Annotated in this window: 21 protein-coding genes; 13 read left to right on the top strand and 8 right to left on the bottom strand. The window is 39.3% G+C overall.

Annotated features, from left to right (window positions below; translation table 11 throughout):
- The first annotated feature begins 149 nt into the window (after positions 1–149).
- On the top strand, positions 150–1031 hold the full coding sequence (locus LCP48_RS10180; RefSeq protein WP_004228643.1) for an AraC family transcriptional regulator: 882 nt from the start codon (positions 150–152) through the stop codon (positions 1029–1031).
- Positions 1032–1043: 12 nt separating this feature from the next.
- Here the strand turns inward: LCP48_RS10180 and csaA are convergent, their stop codons facing one another.
- The 3 genes from csaA to LCP48_RS10195 all read right to left on the bottom strand — a co-directional run bounded on the left by csaA (position 1044) and on the right by LCP48_RS10195 (position 2059).
- Entirely contained in the window at positions 1044–1376 is a 333-nt protein-coding gene (gene csaA, locus LCP48_RS10185; RefSeq protein ID WP_004228641.1) for a chaperone CsaA, read from the bottom strand.
- Between the two features lie 87 nt (positions 1377–1463).
- Positions 1464–1640, bottom strand: coding sequence for a hypothetical protein (locus LCP48_RS10190; protein WP_004228639.1), 177 nt, complete (start codon positions 1638–1640; stop codon positions 1464–1466).
- 77 nt (positions 1641–1717) lie between these two features.
- Positions 1718–2059 (bottom strand): DUF7668 domain-containing protein, encoded by a 342-nt coding sequence (locus tag LCP48_RS10195; RefSeq protein WP_009371082.1) that lies wholly within the window; start codon positions 2057–2059, stop codon positions 1718–1720.
- A 116-nt stretch (positions 2060–2175) separates the two neighbouring features.
- Here LCP48_RS10195 and LCP48_RS10200 point away from each other — a divergent pair, with 116 nt between their 5' ends.
- The 4 genes from LCP48_RS10200 to LCP48_RS10215 all read left to right on the top strand — a co-directional run bounded on the left by LCP48_RS10200 (position 2176) and on the right by LCP48_RS10215 (position 4649).
- A complete protein-coding gene (locus tag LCP48_RS10200) occupies positions 2176–2460 on the top strand; it encodes a DUF5316 family protein (protein WP_004228636.1) in 285 nt (94 codons plus the stop codon).
- A 272-nt stretch (positions 2461–2732) separates the two neighbouring features.
- Positions 2733–3041, top strand: a complete 309-nt coding sequence (locus LCP48_RS10205) for a hypothetical protein (protein WP_004228634.1) — start codon at positions 2733–2735, stop codon at positions 3039–3041.
- Between the two features lie 106 nt (positions 3042–3147).
- Positions 3148–3567 carry a hypothetical protein gene (locus LCP48_RS10210; RefSeq protein WP_216486897.1) on the top strand — a complete coding sequence of 140 codons (420 nt, stop codon included), beginning with the start codon at positions 3148–3150 and terminating at the stop codon, positions 3565–3567.
- Positions 3568–3836: 269 nt separating this feature from the next.
- The gene (locus LCP48_RS10215) at positions 3837–4649 is read left to right on the top strand and encodes a DnaD domain protein (RefSeq protein ID WP_009371083.1); all 813 of its coding nucleotides are present in this window, start codon (positions 3837–3839) and stop codon (positions 4647–4649) included.
- Here the strand turns inward: LCP48_RS10215 and LCP48_RS10220 are convergent.
- Positions 4635–5555: a phosphotransferase family protein gene (locus LCP48_RS10220; protein ID WP_009371084.1), complete on the bottom strand. Its 921-nt coding sequence runs from the start codon at positions 5553–5555 to the stop codon at positions 4635–4637. The two genes, LCP48_RS10215 and LCP48_RS10220, sit on opposite strands and share 15 nt — an antisense overlap.
- A 368-nt stretch (positions 5556–5923) precedes the next feature.
- Here LCP48_RS10220 and LCP48_RS10225 point away from each other — a divergent pair, with 368 nt between their 5' ends.
- Both LCP48_RS10225 and LCP48_RS10230 read left to right on the top strand, forming a co-directional pair.
- Positions 5924–6700 (top strand): N-acetylmuramoyl-L-alanine amidase, encoded by a 777-nt coding sequence (locus tag LCP48_RS10225; protein ID WP_004228624.1) that lies wholly within the window; start codon positions 5924–5926, stop codon positions 6698–6700.
- Between the two features lie 105 nt (positions 6701–6805).
- On the top strand, positions 6806–7090 hold the full coding sequence (locus LCP48_RS10230) for a hypothetical protein (protein WP_004228621.1): 285 nt from the start codon (positions 6806–6808) through the stop codon (positions 7088–7090).
- A 43-nt stretch (positions 7091–7133) separates the two neighbouring features.
- Here the strand turns inward: LCP48_RS10230 and LCP48_RS10235 are convergent, their stop codons facing one another.
- The 4 genes from LCP48_RS10235 to LCP48_RS10250 all read right to left on the bottom strand — a co-directional run bounded on the left by LCP48_RS10235 (position 7134) and on the right by LCP48_RS10250 (position 10008).
- Entirely contained in the window at positions 7134–7742 is a 609-nt protein-coding gene (locus LCP48_RS10235) for a copper amine oxidase N-terminal domain-containing protein (protein WP_004228612.1), read from the bottom strand.
- A 140-nt stretch (positions 7743–7882) separates the two neighbouring features.
- Positions 7883–8374 carry a DUF2975 domain-containing protein gene (locus LCP48_RS10240; RefSeq protein ID WP_004228610.1) on the bottom strand — a complete coding sequence of 164 codons (492 nt, stop codon included), beginning with the start codon at positions 8372–8374 and terminating at the stop codon, positions 7883–7885.
- Between the two features lie 140 nt (positions 8375–8514).
- Positions 8515–9204, bottom strand: a complete 690-nt coding sequence (locus tag LCP48_RS10245) for a DNA alkylation repair protein (protein WP_404805896.1) — start codon at positions 9202–9204, stop codon at positions 8515–8517.
- A gap of 183 nt (positions 9205–9387) precedes the next feature.
- On the bottom strand, positions 9388–10008 hold the full coding sequence (locus LCP48_RS10250) for a hypothetical protein (protein WP_009371086.1): 621 nt from the start codon (positions 10006–10008) through the stop codon (positions 9388–9390).
- Between the two features lie 225 nt (positions 10009–10233).
- Between LCP48_RS10250 and LCP48_RS10255 the strand changes: the two genes are divergently transcribed.
- The 6 genes from LCP48_RS10255 (at position 10234) to LCP48_RS10280 (ending at position 13908) form a co-directional block, all read left to right on the top strand.
- The gene (locus LCP48_RS10255) at positions 10234–10623 is read left to right on the top strand and encodes a KGG domain-containing protein (protein WP_009371087.1); all 390 of its coding nucleotides are present in this window, start codon (positions 10234–10236) and stop codon (positions 10621–10623) included.
- Between the two features lie 179 nt (positions 10624–10802).
- Positions 10803–11357, top strand: a complete 555-nt coding sequence (locus LCP48_RS10260) for a hypothetical protein (RefSeq protein ID WP_004228603.1) — start codon at positions 10803–10805, stop codon at positions 11355–11357.
- Positions 11358–11428: 71 nt separating this feature from the next.
- On the top strand, positions 11429–11611 hold the full coding sequence (locus LCP48_RS10265) for a hypothetical protein (RefSeq protein ID WP_225341029.1): 183 nt from the start codon (positions 11429–11431) through the stop codon (positions 11609–11611).
- A gap of 126 nt (positions 11612–11737) precedes the next feature.
- The gene (locus LCP48_RS10270) at positions 11738–11956 is read left to right on the top strand and encodes a hypothetical protein (protein ID WP_225340919.1); all 219 of its coding nucleotides are present in this window, start codon (positions 11738–11740) and stop codon (positions 11954–11956) included.
- 417 nt (positions 11957–12373) lie between these two features.
- Positions 12374–12841, top strand: coding sequence for an NUDIX hydrolase (locus LCP48_RS10275; protein WP_004228595.1), 468 nt, complete (start codon positions 12374–12376; stop codon positions 12839–12841).
- Between the two features lie 29 nt (positions 12842–12870).
- Positions 12871–13908 carry a threonine aldolase family protein gene (locus LCP48_RS10280; RefSeq protein WP_004228592.1) on the top strand — a complete coding sequence of 346 codons (1038 nt, stop codon included), beginning with the start codon at positions 12871–12873 and terminating at the stop codon, positions 13906–13908.
- The last annotated feature ends 49 nt before the right edge of the window (positions 13909–13957 follow it).

Here is a 13957-nt window from a genome sequence, read left to right on the forward strand (position 1 = left end):
ACACTATTATATGTATGTGAAAGTAGCTTTAAAAGCTAGTTATCTGCCTGTTCGATAGATTATTTTTTGGAAGGCGACTAAATGGGGCACCAATTGTCGGATGGAGGGCTACTATTCCTGCTAAAGTAATGATAAGGAAGGTGATAGAAGTGGATTCTTTAACAAGGTTGAATGAGGCGATTGCGTATATCGAGGCCAATCTAACAGAGGAAATTGATGTGCAAGAAGCTGCGAGATTAGCTTATTGCTCGGAATATCATTTTAAACGTATGTTTTCCTTTCTGGCAGGCATCTCGCTGTCTGAGTATATTCGTCGTAGGCGTCTAACGCTTGCCGCACTGGAATTATCAGATTCATCTATGAGAATTCTCGATATCGCGATTCGTTATGGCTATCGCTCTGCAGATGCATTTACAAGAGCCTTTCAGCAAATGCATGGCATCACACCATCGGAGGCGAGGCAAAATGGTCAGCACCTAAAAGCGTTTCCACGAATGACCTTCCAACTTACCATACAAGGAGGTTGTGAAATGAATTACCGACTCCAACAAAAAGAAGCGTTTCACATCGTTGGTCTCATGAAAAGAGTACCTATCGTTTTTCAAGGAGAAAATCAAGCGATAACTGAAATGGCACGTTCATTAACATTGGAGGATATTGGGCACCTAAAAAAGCTATCGAATGTAGAACCAATGGGAATTATCCAAGCCTCCACTAACTTTTCCGAGAGCAGAATGGAGGAAAAGGGCGAACTTGATCATTATATCGGCGTAGCCACAACCGAAACGTCTCACTATTTTTCACAGTTGGATGTACCCGCTTGTACATGGGCTGTCTTTGAAGCAGTTGGACCATTCCCACAAACACTGCAGGAAACATGGGGGCGCATTTATGCGGAGTGGTTCCCATCATCTGGCTATGAACAGGTTGCTGGTCCAGAAATCGTGCGTCATACAAGCACGGATTTTTCCTCACCAACCTTTACAAGTGAAATTTGGATACCTCTTCAGAAAAAGAAGCCTCTTGCATAATGCGAGAGGCTTTTACTGTATTTTCGTTCCATTGGGTAGCTGCTGATCAGGCGTTAACAGAATTACATCTCCCTCCACAGGTACACCACCAATGACTAATACCTCTGACTTAAAACCCGCAACGCGACGTGGTGGGAAATTAACAATCGCTACTACTTGCTTCCCAATAATGACTTCGGGTGTATAACGCTTCGTAATTTGTGCAGAAGACTGTTTAATGCCCAGCTCTTCACCAAAATCAATTTTCATTTTAATCGCAGGAACCCGAGCCTTTGGTAGTTCCTCTGCCTCTAATACCGTGCCGATTCGTATATCAAGTGCTATAAAATCTTCTATTGTCGCCATCACTGTACTCCTTAAGTTTTATGACAATGTTAGCATTTAATAGAAAAAAATACAAAAAAGAAGAGCACATAGCGTGCCCTTCTCTCGTTAACGACGATGCTCTACCAGGTCAATCGCACCTAACACAATGTGCGCTAAGCCAAAGCCAAAAATCGTATTGGCCACCATTTTGTTAGAGCCATGTTTTTGCTTCATTGCATAGCCTGCCGCCGTAACAGCTGACCCAAGTATAGTGGGGATTAAACCTTCACGAATTCCATTCATAAATTGATCCCTCCGTCGTATGATTCGGCGTGAGTTTCACACCATACTTACTATGAACGTTTGGCGAGGATACTATACTAGGCATCAACCGTATCAATCATAAAAGCAGTAATCTCCGTTTGATCTGCATTTGTATAGGCCTTGCAAAAAAGAACCACAGCACTTTCTTCATCATCAAACCATAAATAACGAATTTCTGTTGTAAAGCAACTTTGGTCATCCATTTCATACACATCAATAGCTACGGAAGCTTCATCCAGCGGCCATGTTAAGGTACCTTGCAAGGCGAAAACCTCCTGCAGAAAAATAGCAGTATCCTCTGTTAATATCTTCGCCTGTTGAAGTTTCTCATATCTATTATGTACTAAATCATCTAAGGTCATTTTCGTTAACGCTCTTATTTTGTCTTTCATTTGCATAGCCTCCCTCCTTATAGTTATTTTACTGGAAAAGGAAAAATTTCGTATAGGAAAATAGGGGTTTATTGAAACGAAAAAGAGCGGTTAGCCGTATAATAAACGAAGGAGGGCTGAAAATGAAGTATATAGGCATTGGCACCATCTTGTCCATTCTAGGTGTGATATGCTCCATTCTCATATGGGGTACAGAGGAAGCCCATTTGCTTTCAGGGCTACTCGGTGGAATTTTCATCGTTTCTGCCATGTTATTGTCTGGAGCCATTGCAAGCGGAGATAGAATGCGCGCCAATTTCGCAACAGAAACAAATGAAGACAGAAGTGAACGAAATCTCCTCATGAATAACGCTTTACTATTAGCCATACCAAACATTATTGTAGCAATCTTTGCATATTATCTATGAAGCTAATAGTGGCCAACAATCAGAAAAAGCATTGTATTCATCACATTTAGCATTCAAACCACCGATTTGAAGGAGCAATCCAATCTAAGCGATTCTATCCATCAAAAAGAGCGTTGTATCCGTCACATTTAGCATTCTATCCACCACATTTTACAGGCTATCCATCAATCTTTACATATAAAAATCATAAAAAATGTCACATCTACCCTAGGTGTGGCTTTTTTCGTTGCATTTAATAGAGAGGAGTACATTTGCAATAGAGAGGTGGTACTATGCAATTAACAGATGGTACACAGATATTTGACACGGATATCATTGATGAGGCTGCTAAAAAGAGGGAGCGTGATGAGCAGGAGCGGGAGATGCTCAACGCCTTTGCCCGCTATGCTTATCTACGATATAAGCAAATACGAGACAAAGTAAATCCGCGAAAATGTAAATATATGTATATTCATCAGGTGCGTCAGCAATTAGCATTACCTGCTAGACTACAGCGTGTTTGCAAGCTGCTAACGATGACAGAAGAGGAAGTTCTCTACATTGTAGAATTTGTGCGGAAGTATTTGAAATACGTTAAATAAGCCTCATCTTCATAGATGGGGTTTTTTTACATAATTTCTAGGGAGAATTGTTTCTCAACACCCGCTCCATATAGTATGATGAACGTGTATAAAGGAGTGAGCGTAGTTGAGATTGATTAAATTTCTAGTGGTAATTGCTCTATTCGTTGGTGTAGTGGGGTATGGTGTGCTGCATTTCGGCACAAAATTTGCCTCTGAAAAAATTGTAGATACCTTGTCGACAGAATTAGAAAATAGCGGACAAAAGGAAGACATCAAAAGTACCATTGAAAATGACCCACAATTAAAAGCCTATATGGAAGAGGCGAAAACGGTCGATAGCAGTACATTACCGTTTACGACAAAAGAAGAGGCAACGAAAGTCCTAATTCAAAAAGTGGGCATTACCGATTTGAACGACATGCGTGTAAAATTGCAGGACGGCTCGATGACGCAGGAAGAAGCACTGCAAATGGTGGAAGGCAAATTATCCGATGAAGAGATTGCCGCTTTAAAAGTCATCGTCTATAAAGAGCTTTATGAATAAAAAAGCAGAAGCAATTGTTTGCTTCTGTTGCTTTCATTATACTTACAGATCATGATTATATTTCCATCTAAATCTTGAAGTAGGCAAAGTCATCAAAACGTTCTATAGCATGAATTGGAATGCCTTTGTCTTAATAGGAATTCGCTAAAAAATTCATTTCATCTGCTTAAAAGGGCATGCTTCATGGCATGTTCTTTTTTTTTATGTCCCATTTTTAAAAATTTTCTTTATATAGTTAGAAAGGACATTAGATGGAAAGAGGGAGCGTCATGATTTATCGAGTAGCTAAAAAGGAGAATTTTGTGGTTTTGGATAAAGCATTCTTAAATGATGAGCAATTAAGCTGGAAAGCAAAGGGTCTGCTTGCCTATATGCTGTCTTTGCCAGATGATTGGTCATTTAGTCTTGCAGATTTAGCAATTCGTAGTAAATGTGGGCGGGAAGCGACAGCCAAAATTTTGGATGAACTCATAGAGGCGGGCTATCTTCAAAAAGTACAGGAACGAGGAAAAGACGGCAAGTTCGGTAGGGTAGAATTTTTCGTCTATGAAGCATCAAAACGTGCTGCTATACCGTCAACGGGAAATTCGTCAACGGTTGTACCATCGACGGAAAAGCCCACACTACTAAATAATAATTTACTAAATAATCAATTACTAAAAGATAAAGATGATAAGGAGTCTACTAGCACTGCCCATCACTTTTATGTGCAACAAGGCTTTGGCAAACAAACAACCTACATTGCTAGTAAAATTCGTCATTGGCTCACTATTTTTTCAGAGGACATGGTCATCTATGCGATGAAGCTAGCGGTGGAGCATAATGTTTTACGCTGGCGGTATGTAGAGAGCATCTTACAAAATTGGTGCGATCAGAATATAAAGAATCTTGCAGATATTGCTATCGAGCAGCAACGTTTTCAAGCCCGCAAGCAGCAAGTGTCATCACATTCTAAAGCCAGACGACGGGAAATCATTCCGCAGTGGTTTCAGCAGCGTGGCGATCAGGAACCAAAATCTCAGCCAACAATTGATTTTGCAGCAGAACGACAAAAAATATTAGCCCTCTTACGGAGTGAATAAATTCTCCACATACCATAAAGGTTTAATCGATGAAAAGTCATCATGGTCCTGTAAAATCATGTGAATTCTTTCCAACGCATCGTCAAAGGAGCGTGGGTCATAGTGACGAGTCCAAACAATGGTTGAAAAGACAGTCATGGCTGCATAGAGAGCATATAACCGCCAAAACATATCGTCTGGTGCAGATGAAAAATAGCCATCAATCTGCCCAATACAATAGGGGATACTTTGTCGTCTACTAAATAAGGCAAGATTATAAAAGTCATGATAAGGATCACCCACATCATAGCCATTAAAATCTATCACCCCATTGTAAGTATGTCCTTTACAAATAATGTGACCGAGATGAAAATCATCATGAAGCAGGGTGATGGGGCGTTGCTTTAACAGTGGTAAGTGCGTTTCAATAAAGCGCAATAGTTTAGCTTCTTGTGGAAGTTGATAGGCATCTTGTTGGTATGCCTTCAAATAGCTAGAAAACTTTTTGAGCTGTGTTGTCTCCCAATGAATTATTTGCGGAGGGCTCACTTGATGTATTTTTTTCAATTCTTTCCCTGCCGCAAGACCAAGGTGGAATTGCTCAGAGTCAGAAAGTTCCTGAATAATTTCATCTGCTGGTGTTTCTTCTAAAAAGCTAACGACCATTGCGGATACGCTGGCTTCCTGAAACAAGGTATAGTCAAGGGCTTTATGTGTTCTTACACCTTGCTTTGCTAACTCTTGGAGCAAGGAAAACTCTACTGCACGTTTGTCATGATGTGCTAGATCTGACAAGCGCACCAAATAGCGCGTTTCACCTACTGTTACCAGATACTTGCTATCAGGTGAATAGCCTTTGTTAATTTTCACTAGCTGTGTAAAGCCGTGTAAGCTTGGTAATTGACGAATAATCTCTACTGCCTGCACACTTTCTTTCCTCGCTTTCAATATTTTAGAAGAACTAAAATACTACAGAAAACAATACTTTGTCAATGCTTGGAAGCGAGAAAAGAGGTTATAAAATCATAATGAAAAAATAGTAAAAGAGCACAACTAACTAGAAAACACTTTTGTGCGCGCATTTACTAATAGTAAGTGGATGTCCTTGTGACATTCACTCTTCATAGCTTCGAGGAAAGAGAGGTGAAACGATCGCAGTAGCCTTAAGCGCGAAAAGAAGCTAATAAGCCTCAAAAGGAACCTCTAATTATTTGTTGTTTACCCTAAAAAAACCCAAAAAGACAAAAATAACATAGCGTCAGTCACTAAAAAATAATAGGAAAGGATGGTGCAACATGAGTTATGTTATTGAAAAACAGATGATGTCAGGGCTACCGAATCAGACGCTAACGGCAGTCAAATACATTGTGGCGCATGAATCAGGTAATGGCAGCAATACAGGTCCAAATGCATTGGAAAACGAAATCGCCTATATGAATCGAAATAAAGCCAATGCCTTTGTTTCTCACTGGGTAGGTGGTGGTGGAAGAATCGTGCAAGTAGCCCCAGTCAATCGCGTGCAATATGGCTGTGGACCAAAGGGAAATCCGTATAGCTATGCCCAGGTGGAACTGGCACGGACTGCTGACAAGGAACAATTTAAAAAGGACTATGCAGCTTATATTTGGCTGTTACGTAAACTTGCTATAGAGGCAGGGGTTCCCACTGTTTTAGATGGTAGCGGCAACGGCATTAAGTCACATCGATGGATTGCGGAAAATCTAGGAGGCACTACGCACAAAGATCCTTTTGACTATTTAAAAAGTATGGGGATTACAGAAGCACAGTTCCAGCAAGATATTAAAAATGGGCTTGAGGAGGGATTAACAGTGTCACAATATAATGAGCTAAAACAAGAAATAGAGACGTTGAAAAGCATACTAGCTGAAAAAGCTAGTTTACAAACAAGCAGAGAAGTGGGGGCAGCCCATAAAGAGGCTTGGGAGTGGGCAATTAGCCAAGGCATTATCCGAGGCGATGGAAGTAAAAACATGAATCCAGCAGGCGCCTTAACAAGAGAGCAAATGGCGACCATGCTGAAACGCTATTACGACAAATTTATAGCCAACTAATTGTGCAGGATAAAGCTCCTAGTCATCGCGAGCTTTATCCTTTTTCATTAAATAAAGGTTTTTTCAAAATTTTGTCGAATGTAGTAGAAGAGAGGAGGGGTTTTGATGTTAACCAAAATAAGAAAAGTAAAATTTGAACAAGAAAGAAAAAATCCATTATACCAGGTGGTGATGGAATGTCCCGATGGTAAGCAACTCTATGTAAAATTTGATTATACGTATAAAACAAAAAATTTCTGGCCATTAGAAGTGAATTATAATAAAAAGAACTATGGTGCAAAGCTAGCATGGTATACAAATGAAGTCGAGAATATGACAGTGGCTTTATTTCTAGAAACGATTGCTGGTAAAATCAACAAGAAGTATGATTTTAACTTTAGGAAACAATAAAAAAGCAGCACCTTGTAGGAGCATACTGCTTAAGACTTGTCCATTATTTAGTTGAGATATAAACAACAAGTGCTGCCTCATCAAATGTTACATTTGCGCCAAGTGCTTGACTGACAAAGCGTAAAGGCACCATTGTTGTACCTTGATATATTTCAGCAGGATGGCTGAGTGTGATTGTTGATGCAGAACCATTTGTATCAACATAAGCCGTTTTATTCCCCACACCAATCACAATTTTTTTACTGTCCTTTGTTGCTGTTACTTTTTTCGTTGCATTATCATAGCTAACCGATGCCCCAAGAGATTCAAAAATTGCCTTCATTGGCACTAAGGTTGTGCCATTTTTCATATAAGCGCTAGGCGTATAATTTTGCTTCACGTCATTTAAATAGACAGCAACCTTCGTTAATACAGGTGCTACCGTTGCTTTAGGTGCTGGTGTAGAATAACTTTGACCGCCTGAAGAAGACCCTGTATTATTGCCACTACTGCCATTATGATAATGATAGCCAGAACAAAGCCCTTTAGCCTTTGATTTGTCAGAACAGTTGTGACCGCCATTGCTATCTAAACGCCCTGGATGTGCGCTCGCAATAGAGGCTGTGGTGAAAAATAATGTAAGCATCGCCATCAACAAAACCAATTTCTTCATATAAATCCTCCAATTATCAAAATATGTAATTATTATACTATTGAAAAGAGAATTTTGATATGTTTTTATAGGAAATTAGTTTTAAATACTTTCGAAACATGAAAAGGCACTACCAGTCAAGAATGGTTAGTGCCATTTTGTTATATGGTTAATTGATTTTCGTTTTGGAGATCAATGGCTTTTTGAAGTAGTCGATGCAGAACGGCTGCGAAGGTTGCAATCGTACTTGTTACAAAGATGCTGATGAGTGTCAGTGTAATAATTCCTGTAATATCTTCCTTGCCAGTAAACATCATCATAATTGTTGCAATACCTAGCACAAGGCCGGCTATAATCGTGAGAGCACAATTTTTGATCGTTCTCAAAGCTCGTACAGAAGATTTGGAGAAAGCTTTATGCTGGTCGATGTTCGTTAAGAGGCGATAGGTCTGATACAACGCTGTGTAATAGGGAATACATAGTACATACACATAGAGTAAAAAAAGATAAGACAAATAGGAGGATGCGGGATGTGCCACTGCATCTCTACTTGCCATCCCAGGTAGCCATAATAGTCCTAAAGCTAATACAGGGATACCTAGCAGTATGATCACACTCTTTAGGAAAAGGGTTGACCCCTTTTTATGTTTCATACAAATCACCTCACTGGTAATGATATATTGATTTTAAAATAAAATTTATCGTTTTTCAATAAAAATATATTATCATTCATTGATTTTTCATTTAAAAAGACATCCATCCTTATGGGATAGATGCCTTTAAAATGCGATGATTAACATCTCACATATTTACGTTTAAAGCCAATTCTGCCTCGTTCTATTTCCTTTTGAATTGTTTCATAAGCATTTAGCTGCGTGCTTTTTTTGTTGTCTCGCTTCATCTCTACAGGACCAATCGCCTGTGCGGTTGCTACTGCTTGTTCGTGGAGCGGCACATAGGAAATAGCTACTGTGTATAAAAAATTATTCATGGCCGATTTTGTGCGTTCAGGTGCATCGTGAATGGTATTTTTTACGATTTCCAGCATATGAGCTAGCTTGCTCTCGGAAAATTCGCTGTCCTTGCGATTCCCTAATAGCCAGCAATAGCAGCTCCAGCCTGCAGACATTTTCAATTCCTCACCACTGGCAATCCACGCATCCGCCACTTCCTGAGCAATCGGTGCCTCTGCTAAAGTAACCGCTACTACATAATCCGACAGCATATAAAAATAAGCTGCATCGATCCATCGATTAAAATCTTCCACAGTCATGGCTTTTGGATCTGCAATGACGCCAGCAAAGTACATTGCATCATAGTTACCAGTGGCATAAAGCTCTTCTGCTAGAGTTTGATCGATTTTAATTTTCTTCGCAATAGGCTTCATGGCACCTGTTGCCACACCAAATAACGGCTCATGGGCGCCATTTGATATATACATTTTTTTCGTCCGTTCCTTGCCAAGAGCCTCTAGCTCCTGCATCACCAATTCAGCATTCAAAGTAGCACTTCCTTTTTTTCTGTTTTCTCGATTATTTTTATTATCCTATAAAGAATGTCTTTTTGTAATGGAATAAAAGCATATCATATTGGAATATAAAATATCATATCTGAATATATTTTTGTCAGTCATTTTATAGAGATGGAAGTACCAAATTACAAGTAGCTAGAGCCTATTCCAAATAAACATAAATTGAGCTGCATCCGATTCGAGGGCAATTTGATGATAGTCCGTTGAATCATCATCTGTGATCAAGCGACCTTTTTGTACGTTTAAAATGGCGTGTTTAACAGAATCAGGGTGTTCGACCGCATAGTGGGAGTCCTTTAGAAGAGTGAGGGCAGATCGACATTTATGCTTATCGATGCGCTCATTTTTTCCTTTAAAATACAGCTTAATTAAATAGGGTACATCGTCAATGATTAAACCGAGTTCAGGATTGGAACGCACAATTAAATCGTCGCAATACCAATTCGCCTTACCTGGTTCAAACCACTGAACGTTTTTATTTTTTACAAATTTTATATAGGCTTTAACGGCTTCTTGGTAATTTTTCTGGCGTGCAGGTAGGGCATTATCCACGAGGTCGAGTAAATAGGTATCATTAAAACGATGTTCATGGTATTTTTTTAATCCATCACGCAAGGCTTTCCAATAATCTTTTATTGGATGGTATTCTCCCTGATATTTTATATCCTTCACAAACTTTGTTTTTGCTGCGCTTCCCTTCATTGTGAAGTCTGTAAATTGTGTTAAACCAATAGATGGCTTTGTGAGCGTCGTCATTTTTCCATCACCCTTCTTTCATCATCGATGACATACTATAGATTAGTATTATATTGGAAAGGGTACATGTATATGATTGATGGGTTTGTTAACAATCCGCTCCTAACAGCGTTCTATTCCAATAAGAAAATCAATTTTTTAAAAAAATATGTTTAGATGTGTTTTGACTGGGAATATAAATAGCGAGCTAGTAAAAAGCTCAAAAAATATTTAGGAGGAATAGAAATGGCTAACAAGCAAAACAATCGCAACAGAAACAACAATGAAAACATGTCTGTCGAAGAAGCGGGACGTAAAGGCGGAGAAGCTACCTCCAGAAATCATGACCGTGATTTTTATGAAGAAATAGGACGTAAAGGCGGCGAGGCTACGTCTAAAAATCATGGACATGAATTTTATCAAGAAATTGGTCGCAAAGGTGGAGAAGCTACGGCTGAAAACCACGGCGAAGAATTTTATGAAGAAATTGGCCGCAAAGGCGGAGAAGCTACCTCTGAAAAGCACGACGACGATTTTTATGAAGAAATAGGACGTAAAGGTGGAGAAGCACGCAGTAAACAGCGTAGTAACAACTCCAACGGCAACCAAAATCGTCGAAATAACAACAATAACTAATCACTTTTAAATAGCTTGAAACCCGTCACACACAGGGCGTTTGTAGTTTTAAACTACAGGCGCCTTTTTGGTTGTTAAGTTCCTCTCAATCCACAGGATAAATTTGTTGAATTTCTCCTAATTGTAGTATATATTTAATCCGCTTCTACTTGTTTTTAGCGGAAATGAGGATCGAGAGAATGACACAACTTAAAGAAAAAGTACTATTTCAGGTAATTCAATCCGTCGTGCAGACTGTGAACATGACGGTTAAGATAAAACAAGACGATTCAGGTATTAATATGAGTTATAACTTTATTGGGGATTATGTAGGATTTGATGCGAAACGATTAGTAGAGGCAAGAAATGAACTAATGTTTCCAACTTCACTTGAAATTTATGTCAAAACAATGACCCTACATGAGCTAGGTCATGCAGTGGATCGAGAAGCATTACAAGCATCACTTCCACGTACAATAGAAATCTTTACAATGAAAAAGCAACATGCCTTAAAAGAAATATATCGTCAGGAACAACTACTAGCCATGCTGATTGAAGAACATAAAATGAATATTCAATTTGAGCAAACAGCTTGGGAAAATGCATGGATGCTTAACCGTACACATCGCTTAGTTCCTGAAAAGGACTTTGACAATATCAAACAGCATAGCCTAGCGACCTATCAGCGTTTATATGAGCAAGATTTACAAGTTTATCACCATCTTTTGAACCAGCAGCTGGTGCAATTAGTTTAGCTAGAAATAATCATTTCATACCGTCGCGGGAATAGATCAAACCAAATAGGGCAATGTAATACTACTTGGAGGTGATCATTTTGACAAAGGGCAAGCAATATAAACGTCAGTCAGAGTTGGCGGAATTAGCGACAGATTTAAGTCCAGATGATTTAGATGTGCGCGAAGAAAATGCTTTAACACAAGAGCAAAAGAAAAATTCGAGCGAAGGAAATCATTCAAAAAAATCTGCCACACGCAAATCGCAATCATAACGTAAACACCACAATCAATTCCGATTGTGGTGTTATTTTATCTATTGCCACTTTTACATAGATCTCTACTAACAATCGTTGAATTAATGTTACAATTTATAGAATGAATGAAAGGAGCTGGAATAAATGATTTTATTTATCGTATTTGTTGGAGTTGTCGTTGTTATAGGCATCGTCAGTAATGCAAATAAAAATCACAGCAAATCACATGAGCACAATCACCATATCCATTCCACTAACGAATTTTCAACAAATGATGCATATCTTTCCTCCCAGGACAGTCAACAATGTGCTGATTCTAGTGCCACTTCGAGTGACTCATCCTGTGGCTCCGGCGGGGAATGAAAGTGACCCTTCTGAAATATTGAGAGATTGATTGAGGTGATCCAAACTAAGGAGAAGCCGCTCCATAGTAAGCTTCAAGCGATACACCTGTAGAAGAACCACCCCTAAAGAGACTTCAAAGTAATCGAACTAAGAGGAAATTTTTATAGCGTTACTAAAGAATAGGAGATCAGCTTCTCTCTGATCTCTTCCATTGTAGAGAAAACCCAACAGCTTTAATAAAGCATCCTCGACTAAACTATGATGCCTCTTACTTTTGAAGAACAATTTCAGCATATTGTATGAGGAGAGATGAACTGTTATTTTAGATAAAAGGCAATGACAGTATTTTTAGATAAACAAATAGCGTAAAAGGGACAAAATACCGTAATATATGAATACAAGAAATTAAGAAATGGATAATTTGGGAGGAGAAAGATGGGTTATATAATGGATTTACGACAAAAAATTGGAACTCAGCCCCTCATTATGGTGGGTGCGAGTATACTTATTATCAATGAAAACAATGAGCTACTCCTTCAGCTACGAAAGGATAATAACTGTTGGGGGCTGATCGGTGGTTCGATGGAATTAGGAGAGTCTCTGGAAGAGGTGGCCTTGCGTGAAATGTATGAGGAAAGTGGATTGATGCCTGAATCCTTAATGTTTCTAAAAATGTTTTCTGGTCAAGAATTTTATTATCAATATCCTCATGGGGATGAGGTATTTAATGTTATTGCTGCCTATGAATGTCGTAGTTTTACAGGTTTGATAAACTATGATCAAGACGAGGCAACTGCTATAAAATTCTTTCCACTGCACCATTTACCTGAGAAAATGAGTCCACCAGACCAACAAATCATAAAATATTATGTTAATAAGGTTGTAAATGAAAATGAGGAATAGATAGAGAGAATTTGGAGGTAGTAGTTGATATGATTCGATTCGAGAATGATTATGCAGAAGGTGCCCATCCACAAATTTTGCAGCGGTTAGTGGCAACAAATGAAGAACAATCTCCAGGGTATGGTATGGATGAGCATTCCGAAAAAGCAAGAGCGTTTATTAAAAAAGCGATTGCAGCGGAGCAGGCAGACATTCACTTTTTAGTTGGTGGTACACAAACGAATATGACCGTGATAGCGTCTATTTTGCGTCCTCATCAGGGCGTCATTGCTGCGAGTACAGGGCATATTGCAGTGCATGAAACAGGAGCTATTGAGGCAACGGGTCATAAGGTGCTGACATTGCCTAGCGATGATGGCAAACTAACTGCGGCACAGGTGAAAGCCTGCTATGATGCGCACTGGCTAGATCGCACACATGAGCATATGGTGCAGCCAGGCTTAGTGTACATATCTCATCCTACGGAAAATGGCACGACCTATAGTAAAGCAGAATTAACAGCCTTACGAGAAGTTTGTCAAGACTGTGACCTACCGCTGTTTATCGATGGTGCTCGTTTAGGCTATGGACTAGTGGCACAAGACAGTGATTTATCTCTCGCTGATATCGCTAAGCTTTGCGATGTATTTTATATTGGTGGCACTAAAATGGGTGCATTGTTTGGAGAAGCAGTCATCATCGTGAATCCTGCTTATCAAAAGGATTTCCGCTACATGATCAAGCAAAGAGGGGGGCTGCTTGCCAAAGGTCGATTATTAGGCATTCAGTTCGAAATGCTATTTGAAGATACGCTCTATATGGATATCTCCCATCATGCGGTAGATATGGCCATGCTGATACGACAGGCATTTCTCGATAAAGGCTTCGCAATGCGCTATGATTCAAAAACGAATCAGCAATTTCCAATTTTACCAAACCATCTACTTCCAACGTTAGAAGAAAAATATTCCTTCTCCATTTGGGAAGCATACGATGATACTCATACGGTTGTGCGCTTTTGCACAAGCTGGGCTACGACCAAAGAAAATGTGGATCGCTTAATAGAAGATATCCATCAATTAGTATAGCTAATCAAGCTGCGCCCTGCATGAAAGGGTGCAGTTTTTTCCTATTATT

Origin of the sequence: Lysinibacillus capsici (assembly GCF_020217405.1) — a bacterium.
Taxonomy (GTDB): domain Bacteria; phylum Bacillota; class Bacilli; order Bacillales_A; family Planococcaceae; genus Lysinibacillus; species Lysinibacillus capsici.

Excerpts from the sequence above, each read along its gene's own strand:
- csaA (WP_004228641.1), bottom strand. The coding sequence starts at position 1,376 with ATGGCGACAATAGAAGATTTTATAGCACTTGATATACGAATCGGCACG.
- LCP48_RS10200 (WP_004228636.1), top strand. The coding sequence starts at position 2,176 with ATGAAGTATATAGGCATTGGCACCATCTTGTCCATTCTAGGTGTGATA.
- LCP48_RS10195 (WP_009371082.1), bottom strand. The coding sequence starts at position 2,059 with ATGCAAATGAAAGACAAAATAAGAGCGTTAACGAAAATGACCTTAGAT.
- LCP48_RS10240 (WP_004228610.1), bottom strand. The coding sequence starts at position 8,374 with ATGAAACATAAAAAGGGGTCAACCCTTTTCCTAAAGAGTGTGATCATA.
- LCP48_RS10270 (WP_225340919.1), top strand. The coding sequence starts at position 11,738 with ATGATTTTATTTATCGTATTTGTTGGAGTTGTCGTTGTTATAGGCATC.
- LCP48_RS10215 (WP_009371083.1), top strand. The coding sequence starts at position 3,837 with ATGATTTATCGAGTAGCTAAAAAGGAGAATTTTGTGGTTTTGGATAAA.
- LCP48_RS10235 (WP_004228612.1), bottom strand. The coding sequence starts at position 7,742 with ATGAAGAAATTGGTTTTGTTGATGGCGATGCTTACATTATTTTTCACC.
- LCP48_RS10225 (WP_004228624.1), top strand. The coding sequence starts at position 5,924 with ATGAGTTATGTTATTGAAAAACAGATGATGTCAGGGCTACCGAATCAG.
- LCP48_RS10205 (WP_004228634.1), top strand. The coding sequence starts at position 2,733 with ATGCAATTAACAGATGGTACACAGATATTTGACACGGATATCATTGAT.
- LCP48_RS10190 (WP_004228639.1), bottom strand. The coding sequence starts at position 1,640 with ATGAATGGAATTCGTGAAGGTTTAATCCCCACTATACTTGGGTCAGCT.
- LCP48_RS10255 (WP_009371087.1), top strand. The coding sequence starts at position 10,234 with ATGGCTAACAAGCAAAACAATCGCAACAGAAACAACAATGAAAACATG.
- LCP48_RS10250 (WP_009371086.1), bottom strand. The coding sequence starts at position 10,008 with ATGACGACGCTCACAAAGCCATCTATTGGTTTAACACAATTTACAGAC.
- LCP48_RS10275 (WP_004228595.1), top strand. The coding sequence starts at position 12,374 with ATGGGTTATATAATGGATTTACGACAAAAAATTGGAACTCAGCCCCTC.
- LCP48_RS10280 (WP_004228592.1), top strand. The coding sequence starts at position 12,871 with ATGATTCGATTCGAGAATGATTATGCAGAAGGTGCCCATCCACAAATT.
- LCP48_RS10230 (WP_004228621.1), top strand. The coding sequence starts at position 6,806 with ATGTTAACCAAAATAAGAAAAGTAAAATTTGAACAAGAAAGAAAAAAT.
- LCP48_RS10260 (WP_004228603.1), top strand. The coding sequence starts at position 10,803 with ATGACACAACTTAAAGAAAAAGTACTATTTCAGGTAATTCAATCCGTC.
- LCP48_RS10245 (WP_404805896.1), bottom strand. The coding sequence starts at position 9,204 with ATGCAGGAGCTAGAGGCTCTTGGCAAGGAACGGACGAAAAAAATGTAT.